The following is a 9261-nucleotide window of genomic DNA, read 5'->3' as shown; positions in this document are numbered from 1 at the left end:
GTTTTCGCATTTTATCGTGAAACGCTTTCGCGTTTTTCGTGCGCCGCTTCAGTTTGAGGGCAAACGGTGTAGCAACCTTTGTTGATCGGGCCGCCTATGTCAAAGGCCGTCATCGCGCCTAAAATACTGCCGAGCACCATCTTTCCTGGAACCCGTGCCATGCCCAGCGAGCATTTGGTTCATTTCTAGCTATTACTTGAGCTATCGCGAGAGCCAATCACCCACATCACCGCCCCACAAGTGACGAAGGGAACCAACGAGTGGATAGATGAGAGATAGAGCTTAACGGAGATCATACTGTCTGGCAGCTTGATCTTCTTTAGTAGGTTCACCACAAAACCCGCAAAGAAGCCGACCACTATCGCCCCAAGAAAGCCTGTGTTGTATTGATTCACCGCAACCCAAGAACCAATCATACCGGGCGCTAAACCCGGTTTGTCGGCCATTGAGTAGACGATGTAGCCGCCTAATACGGCAGTAAAGAGGGTTAAGCCAACGATGCCCATCTGCGCGATATCTGCCAGCACGCCACTCTCTGGTACTGCGCCGTGACCCGACATCATCACCGACAAAGACAACAACACACCGCCCGCGACCACGAATGGGATCATGTGCGAAGTTCCGTACAGCAGGTGTTCTTTTAGACGATTAAGAGATTGAGCCCAAGGGCTAAGTGGTTCGACGTAAACTTCATGATGGCTTGAGGCGTAACTATCGAACGATTCAGAATTAGCTTCGAGAAACAACTCTTGAGCTTCCTCGACCGACTCAACCGCCTTTAATTTTTAACAAAGTTATCTTCAATCAGCTTGGTCGAGATCTGAGCCAGTACCTCGATATGATGGTCATCATTGTTGTCAGGCGAAGCGAGCATGAAGAACACATCAGACAGTTCACCACCATCAGCACCATAATCAATACCCGCTCGGCTAATCCCAACCGCAACGGTAGGCTTAGCAACCGCGGTACTTTTCGCGTGTGGAATGGCGATACCATCGTCAAAGCCCGTATTACCAATGGCCTCACGCTTCCAAATGTCATCAAGGAATTCACTTTTATTGGAAAGCTACCAGCACGGTCGAGCAGTTCGACAAGCTCTTCAAATACCGCCTGTTTTGAGTCTGCTTTCAATTCCAAGCAGATAATCTCGGGCTCGATAATGTCAGTGATATCCATGTGCTGCCTCGTCCGAGTACCAATTTGAATGAATGAGATAAAGAGGTTAATAAGATGAAAAAGATTAACGGTGTGGGGGCACTCAATATATAGGACGAAAGGTGCATTAACTGGATTATTGTAACCAAGAACTCAGAGTGTGACTTTCACCTTGGAATAAAAAAACGCCAATCCATAAAATCCACAGAACCCATAACAATATCGCCCCTCCCCTATGCGAGCTTTCCATACTGGATTTCCCACGCAAGATAGCTTTTGCAAACTAGCTTCTGAAAGGTAGCTTATGTAACGTAACAGGGACGAGATTAAGCCGAGAATAATAATGAGAATTGTAGCGGTAACTACGTGCACTACAGGCATTCGCACACCTATATGGCAGCTGATGCTTTAAATAAAACAGCCCCTAAATTCAACGTTTCAATCAAAGTTGAAACACAAGGCGCTATGGGCATTGAAAACTTACTCTCTGCACAGGACATTAGCCTCGCAGACAAGGTGTTGATCGTCTCTGATATCGACATTGAACAGCCAAGCCGCTTCGACCCAGCTAAAACCTTATTCATTCCAATGGAAGAAGTGTTGTTGAGTGTCGATAAAGTCTTTATTAGCATTGTCGAACCTAAACCTTTCATGAACGAATATCAGATCACCTTCTTCGTTGACGATCCTGCAGCTAACTCACACGTTGCGCAGCCACTTAGCCGCTTAGCAAAGAAATTCAAAAGTACCATCCGAATTATCAACATCACTCAAAATCGAACGGCTGATCTCTCCAAATCTGTTGCGATGTTGCAAGTGGGCCTACTTCGTGGCGATTTGTGCCAGATCACTGCCATTGGCATCGATGCCGAGCTAGCGTGTTTCGTTCTTAAAGATGTGATTGCTGAGCATTACGCCATGGTCGGCTCACAAGTGAACCATGAGTTCTCGAAAGACTTAATCCAGCGCATGCCGCAGATATGCCCGCCTTGTGACATCAAGTGGCACCATGCCAAAGCACAAACTCAACTGACCAAATTTGAATGCTTGAAAGGGCTTGCTCATCTGGTGTATCCACAAGATCCGGATGAACTGATTCTGGCGTTTATTAAACGAGAGGAACGCTCTTCGACGTGTGTGTCACCTGGGATCGCACTGCCGCATGTGATGTTTGAATCGACTCAAGATCTCTCGATTGCAGTCATTGTCAGTGATGATCCTATTGATTGGGCATCACGCATTGGTGAAGTGCATGTTGCCATCGCTTTGGTACTGCCTACCAAGCCACAGCGAGAGCACATTGTGGCGGCCACTAATCTAACCAGAAACCTGCTTCACGATCAGGTCAACGAGCGTTTACAAAAGACCCGTAGCAGTGTCGACCTACAGGCCCTATTGATGTACATCTCTTCACGCCTGATTTAGTTCATCTCCCCTTTTAAATTCATTTCCTAATCAACTAAGTTACTCACTCTATTGGTTATAATCTCAATGGCTCACACAATAAAAAACGGCTGAGCAATCACGCTCAGCCGTTCTATTTCTAAATTGCCTATCTTGTAGGTTTAGTTACCTAAGCCGTTTTGTTCTCTTGTTTCGCATCTTCCACCGAGTCGTCCACGGCTTTCACCAACATTAGACCAACGATAAACACGATACCGCCACATAGCACGAACATCATTCTTCCCCAGAATGGGTTCGGTGAGACAAACATCGCCATTACTGCCACACCAGATATTGCAATCAGTGAGCCCAGCATGTGACGTTGTTTGTTATCCAATTTCTTCTGTGCTGTTGATTCAGAAACCAACGGTGTCGCAAGGTTGTTGAAGAAGGTATCGACATCTTTCTGACGAGACGCTTCTAATGGTTTGTAGAACAAAGTCGACAGAATGAAGAAGCCGCCGGTAAACGTTAAGTGAGCAATCAGACCTACCGCTACTTTCAAATCAGACCATTCACGGCCTGTTAGCGGCTCTAGATTGAACCAGTTTTGTAGCATTTCAGCGGTAATCACGAAACCTACGATGTAAGACACAATCGCGCCAACCACTAGCGTGCCCCAACCTGCCCAGTCCGGAGTCTTCTTAATGAAGAAGCCACAGAATGCTGGAATCGTCATTGGGAAACCGATTAATGCACCCACGTACATCATAGTGTCGAACAAGCTCAAACCTTTCAGCGAGTTGATAAACAGTGCGATAAGGATGATAGCGACACCGAAAACCGAAGACATCAACTTAGACACAACCATCAGCTCTTTCTCTGTCGCGTTTGGACGAAGAATAGGTTGATAGAAGTTGATTACAAAGATTCCTGAGTTACGGTTTAAGCCTGAGTCCATTGAAGACATAGTTGCTGCAAACATTGCTGCGATTAGAAGCCCCACCATACCTGCTGGCATGTATTGCTCTACGAAGTAAAGGTAAGCGAAGTCGCCCGCTTTAGAGCCTGCGTCTGGGTAATGTGCCGCAAGGTCAACGCCTTGTCCTGCAACGAACCAAGGTGGCATGAACCAAATGATTGGACCAATGGTCATCAGAATACACGCCAACAGTGCCGCTTTCTTCGCGTTCTTTGAGTCTTTTGCCGCTAGGTAACGGTAAGAGTTCAACATGTTGTTGGTGATACTGAACTGTTTGAAGAAGATGAAGAATGCCCAAATTCCGAAGATGCTTACGTAGTTCAGATTGTTACCAGAAACGAATGATGCGCCTTCTGCTACAGGGAAATCGTTGATGATTTCAGTAACGCCACCACCCTGCACGATAGCCACAGCAGCACACGTTACCGTTACCGCCATGATAATAACCATCTGCATGAAGTCAGACGCGATAACCGCCCATGAGCCGCCAGTAACCGACATCACCAGTACAACAAGACCGGTTAGAACGATGGTTGTCGTCATATCGAAGCCAAAGATGCCCGATGCAATAATCGCCAAGCCATTTAGCCAGATACCTGCAGAAACAATACTGTTCGGCATGCCAGACCAAGTAAACACTTGCTCGTTGAAGCTACCAAATCGCATGCGTATCGCGTCAATTGGCGTTACTACACGCAGTTGACGAAATTTCGGAGCAAAGTACAGGTAGTTCATCAAGTAACCAAATGCGTTTGCTAGGAAGATTACCGCGACAGCCATACCATCGGCATACGCTTTACCTGCTGCACCGGTGAAAGTCCAAGCACTGAACTGAGTCATAAACGCAGTTGCGCCAACCATCCACCAAAGCATGTTACCGCCCCCGCGGAAATAGTCACTGGTTGTACTGGTGAACGTTCTAAACATCCAACCTATTGCGATAAGGAAAAGGAAATAAATTCCTACGATCAGAGTATTGAGTTCCATGAATTAAGTCTTCTTTATTATTAATATCTGAAGAGCATATTATCCATAGAAAATTTAATTTGTAGTATTATAAGTCAAGATTGTGATGGGACATATAAACCTGAATATTCGATTTCGAGGCATTAATTACGCGCTAGTAAACAAAGAATAATCCGACATGAAGTAAACATTTAAAATCAATCACTTAAAAGAACCTCAATCAGTAACTCGGACAACAATAACAAGATTTTGTCGTCTCGATAAGTGGTTTTTAATTTACTTAACATTCATTAAATGCATCGCGTTAATACATCAACTCTCACACGTTTAATTCAATTAATAGAGAGCGGAAATAATAAGCAACTCGCAAAGCTAACTCCTTAATGTTATTAATTAGGGGTATTTAGTGAAGTGGATAAATAGAAAAACGAGCTTAGAGATGAAGCGTAGGAATAAACACTAGAGGAAAACACAAAGTAAGTGACCACCACAGCTCAGAGCCAGCAGTGATGCTCTTGTTATACAAATTTCGGTCATATAAGCTCAGGTCAGAAAAGGGAACTTTACAAGGTATATTCAGATTGAACAACGATATTCGGTTGGGGTTTTCCTGTTCGGTTTTTAAATACTCGGCAGAAGTAGTTCACATCTTTAAAGCCACAGCGGACTGACACTTCATTGAGTTTGAAGTTGTACTTCTTAAGCATGAACTTAGCGCGGTCGACACGAACACGGGTAATGTACTCCGCCAGAGGTCATGTGGCCTTGTTGACGGAACATTCGCGACGAGTGGTTCGATGAAATCCTAAAGCGAGACGCAATGCTGTCTCGGGTTATTTGGCAGTGGAAGTTCTCTTGAATGTAGATGCAGATCCCCTGATACACATCCTGTACTCGGCTATGAGAATTTTCTACGAGCGCTTCCAACATCGTCTTGCTGTATTGCAGTAGAGCTTGCAACAATAACTCATCCATCGGCTGCTTGTTACTCTCTCTCGCTAACGAGCTTAGCGCCTCCAAAATGTTATCAATCGCAAACCCAGAACGAGTCTGAATACTGTGCTTTTGAATATCGTAAAAAGCTCTCCTCGCCTTTGCGCTTACTCACCAAACTTAAACCCAGCTGACGACGACCAAATAGCATGCTCAACACCGAACAGTCGGTATCCCAGTTAGGTTTATTCCAACAGTTCGGAGGATGAAAATTGCGTCTCCAGCTTTGGCAATAACGTTGGTTATTTTGCGATCATGACTCTCCATTTCATTAACGTACTCTCCGTCTGCACCAACTCTAAACGTGGAAAGTTCACCTGGTAACTGCACGCTGGAGGCGTATGAAAATCTCCAGCAAACCAGATGTTGTGAAACGGTTCTCGCTCATTTAATACAGAGAGATTAAGTCATGAAATATCATTTTTAAAACTCTTATGGGCAACAATAAGGCTACGGGAATAGATATACTCCTTAGTGAAACATAGTGCTATTGAGCAAAATCACAATTTGAGATCTAGGTTACAAAAATCCAGTCACGGAAATAAATTTCCAGTGCCGAAACTGACATAGCACGTTCCTATCCTGATAAAAAAATACGCTACAGCCCTTATAAATAAAAGCCTCAACACATCTTAAACTCTGTCAACACCGCCCTAAAAACGACCACTCGACCGAATCAAATCACACTCCATTTATAACGCAACAATCATCCAGTAAATGCATTTTTTCTTCACTACAGAAGGTAAGCCGTAGATTCCAGAATACCCTAACAAAATAAAAACAGAGTAGGGGGGTTCATTATGATCACGACATTGATCAATCAAGATTTGATTAAGCTTTCGCTTAGCGCTAATTCAAAAGAAGAGGTATTTAAAGAGCTGATAGACGTGCTTTACGCACAAGGCAGAATCTCAGACAAAGCACAGTTTCTTGCCGACATTAAGGCGCGTGAAGAACAAGCTAATACCGGGTTTGAAGAAGGTATTGCTCTGCCACACGCGAAAAGCAGCTGCGGTGATCAAACCCGCGGTTGTTATCGGCGTCCATCAAGCAGGGCATCGAGTACGGCGCCGATGACGGTCAGCCATCAAAACTGTTCTTCATGATTGCCTCTCCTGATGGCGGCGATAATCACCACATCGAAGTATTGGCAGAGCTTTCTTCAAAACTGATTGAAGAAGGCTTTATCGAAAGCTTCATGAATGCTCAATCTGAACAAGAAGCATTAGAACTACTGCTTAGGAAACCTGAGCCTTCAGAAACGGAAACCAACGTTGAGAAACAAGGCTTCATCATTGGTGTGACTGGCTGCCCGGCTGGCGTTGCACACACTTGTTTGGCAGCTGAAGCACTAGAGAAAGGCGCAGCGGCTATTGGCTACGACATCAAGGTCGAAACTAACGGTTCTATTGGTGTTAAAAACAGCCCGACTCAAGAAGAGATCGAACGCGCAGACGCGATTGTCGTGGCTTGTGATAAACAGGTCGACATGGCTCGCTTTGCCGGAAAACGCGTCATCTAGCACCAACGTAAAAGCACCAATCAAAGACGCACAAGGCTTGATTAAGCAAGCGCTCAACGCACCTAGTTACCAAGCTGAACAAACGCCGACCAACCAATCTGTTGTAGAAAAAGCCTCACAAGCGCGTTCAGACCTTTATCGTTACTTGATGAATGGCGTATCACACTCATTCCATTCGTAGTGACTGGCGGCCTGTTTGATAGCCCGCTGCACTGGCGATTGGCGGCGAGCCAAGTGAATCTGGCATGGCGATTCCTGCTGGCAACATGTGGAACCAAATCCTAGAAGTGGGCGTGGTTGCCTTCGTGATGATCCTAACCTTGGCTGGCTACATTGCTTATGCGATTGCTGACCGCCCTGCCTAACCCTGGCCTTATCGGTGGTTGGATTGCTCCAACAACGGCTCTTTCTATGGCGCTGACGCGGGTACAGGCTTCATTGGCGCAATCATCGCAGGTCTATTAGTGGGTTACTTCGTTAAGTGGATTACCTCGTTTAACTACCACAAATTCGTTCAACCGCTTGTACCTATAATGATCGCTCCGATCACAGGCTCTTTGTTCATCGCAGGTCTATTCATCTTTGTTATCGGCGCACCTATCGCTGGGCTGATGGATGCTCTTACTGCACTGCTAACTAGCATGAGTACAGGCAACGTGGTTTTGCTGGGCATCGTGACTGGGTGGCATGGCTGGTTTCGATATGGGCGGCCCGTTCAACAAGGTGGCGTTCCTATTCTCAGTCAGCATGATCGCCAGCGGTCAAACTCAGTTCATGGGTGCAATGGCGTGTGCAATTCCTGTCGCTCCATTAGGCATGGCTATCGCAACCAGATTGGGCCGCAAGTTCGACCTGTTTGAATCTTCTGAAATTGAAGCAGGCAAAGCAGCAGGTGCGATGGGCTTAGTAGGTATCTCTGAGGGTGCGATTCCTTTCGCAGCGCAAGATCCAATGTCGGTTATCCCTGCCAACGTGCTTGGCTCAATGACTGCAGCTGTTATGGCGTTCTCATTTGGTATCACCAACAGCGTTGCTCACAGTGGCCCTGTTGTGGCTCTGCTCGGCGCAATGAACTACCCAATGCTGGCACTTCTGTGTATGGCATCAGGTGCGGGTGTGACTGCGGTTACTTGTATCGCGCTTAAAAATCTACGCAAAGCCAAGCTAACAACAGCAGCGGCTTAAGCCATTTCAACTCCAATGGCTTGAGTCCCTCTGCTCTTTTTTTATAAGTCGTATTTTAGTTGCAAATAAGGTCGAATAGAGCTCAAGCCATGTTTCCCTTCATGGTGATCTCGATGTCTGATTTTTCTTTAGCGAACGACTCATTCGTACAACGCTTTTTTCTACCCTATGACCAACGTGATTCAAAACTACGCATGGGGTAGCCTCGTCTTCGTTTAGCCAACTGTTTGGTATTAATAACCAATCTGGTGAGCCACAAGCGGAGATTTGGATGGGCACACCCCAATGGTTGCTCAATGGTGACCTGATAACGGGCAACAGACCACATTGTCGAGCTTGATTTCTAAGAACCTAAACTTGTTTCTAAGCGAGAAAGTGGCGAGTCGCTTTGGCGAGTTACCTTATCTTTTCAAGGTGTTAGCGGCTGAGAAGGCACTGTCTGTTCAAGTACATCCAAACAAACAGCAAGCGGAATCTGGGTATGCACTCGAAGAGCAGCAAGGCATTCCAATGACAGCTGGCAATCGTAACTACAAGGATCCTAATCATAAGCCAGAACTGGTGTATGCCCTAACGGACTACACGGCGATGAATGGCTTTAGGTCGATCAACGAGATCGTGAGCACTTCCGTACCTCGATATTCCTGAGCTGCACTCGATGGTTAACGACCTCGCGGGCGATCAAACGCCTAATGGATTAGCGAGCTTCTTCCTCGAGTTGTTGTCTTTGCAAGGTGAACAAAAAGGCATGGCGCTGACCATGTTGTTGATGAAGGCGAAACTTTCAGATGCCCTTGTGTTCCAGTTGATTTCAGAGTTGGAACAACAGTATCCGGGGGATGTCGGCCTGTTTGCTCCGCTGCTATTGAACGTTATCACGCTAAAGCCAGGGCAAGCTAAGTACGTATCTGGATGCCGAGACGCCGCTTCACATCAAGGCACAGGCTTGAGATGTGGCGAATCAGAAAATGGTCTGTTGCGCGCTGGGTTAACGCCTAAATACATGGACGTGAATGAACTGGTTTCTTGCCTCAATTTGAAGAAGCCTGCGGATGAGTTGCACAACAAGCCTACA

Annotated in this window: 2 protein-coding genes and 5 pseudogenes; 4 read left to right on the top strand and 3 right to left on the bottom strand. The window is 46.0% G+C overall.

The annotated features are described in order from the left end of the window. Window positions 1–77 precede the first annotated feature (77 nt). Window positions 78–1176 (bottom strand): annotated as a pseudogene (locus BCU07_RS23300) (fructose PTS transporter subunit IIA); the annotation flags it as partial. A 322-nt stretch (window positions 1177–1498) separates the two neighbouring features. Between BCU07_RS23300 and BCU07_RS23295 the strand changes: the two are divergent. Both BCU07_RS23295 and BCU07_RS23290 read left to right on the top strand, forming a co-directional pair. Next, window positions 1499–1799 (top strand): annotated as a pseudogene (locus BCU07_RS23295) (PTS fructose transporter subunit IIB). A gap of 7 nt (window positions 1800–1806) precedes the next feature. After that, a complete protein-coding gene (locus BCU07_RS23290; RefSeq protein ID WP_016767002.1) occupies window positions 1807–2580 on the top strand; it encodes a PTS sugar transporter subunit IIA in 774 nt (257 codons plus the stop codon). A 148-nt stretch (window positions 2581–2728) separates the two neighbouring features. Here BCU07_RS23290 and BCU07_RS23285 read toward each other — a convergent pair whose 3' ends face one another. Then, complete coding sequence (locus tag BCU07_RS23285) at window positions 2729–4507, bottom strand: sodium:solute symporter family protein (protein ID WP_413286202.1); 1779 nt, start codon at window positions 4505–4507, stop codon at window positions 2729–2731. 555 nt (window positions 4508–5062) lie between these two features. Beyond that, window positions 5063–5900: pseudogene (locus tag BCU07_RS23280) on the bottom strand (helix-turn-helix transcriptional regulator). A 379-nt stretch (window positions 5901–6279) separates the two neighbouring features. On the opposite strand from BCU07_RS23280, the pseudogene BCU07_RS23275 reads away from it, so the two are divergent. After that, window positions 6280–8186 (top strand): annotated as a pseudogene (locus BCU07_RS23275) (fructose-specific PTS transporter subunit EIIC). 113 nt (window positions 8187–8299) lie between these two features. Further along, window positions 8300–9261, top strand: a pseudogene (gene manA, locus BCU07_RS23270) (mannose-6-phosphate isomerase, class I); the annotation flags it as partial.

Source organism: Vibrio sp. 10N.261.54.E10 (assembly GCF_002877735.2).
In the GTDB taxonomy this organism is placed as follows: domain Bacteria; phylum Pseudomonadota; class Gammaproteobacteria; order Enterobacterales; family Vibrionaceae; genus Vibrio; species Vibrio crassostreae_C.
Note: the sequence above shows the minus strand (reverse complement) of the source record. Positions and strands in the feature narration are given on the sequence as shown.

Excerpts from the sequence above, each read along its gene's own strand:
- BCU07_RS23290 (WP_016767002.1), top strand. The coding sequence starts at position 1,807 with ATGAACGAATATCAGATCACCTTCTTCGTTGACGATCCTGCAGCTAAC.
- BCU07_RS23285 (WP_413286202.1), bottom strand. The coding sequence starts at position 4,507 with ATGGAACTCAATACTCTGATCGTAGGAATTTATTTCCTTTTCCTTATC.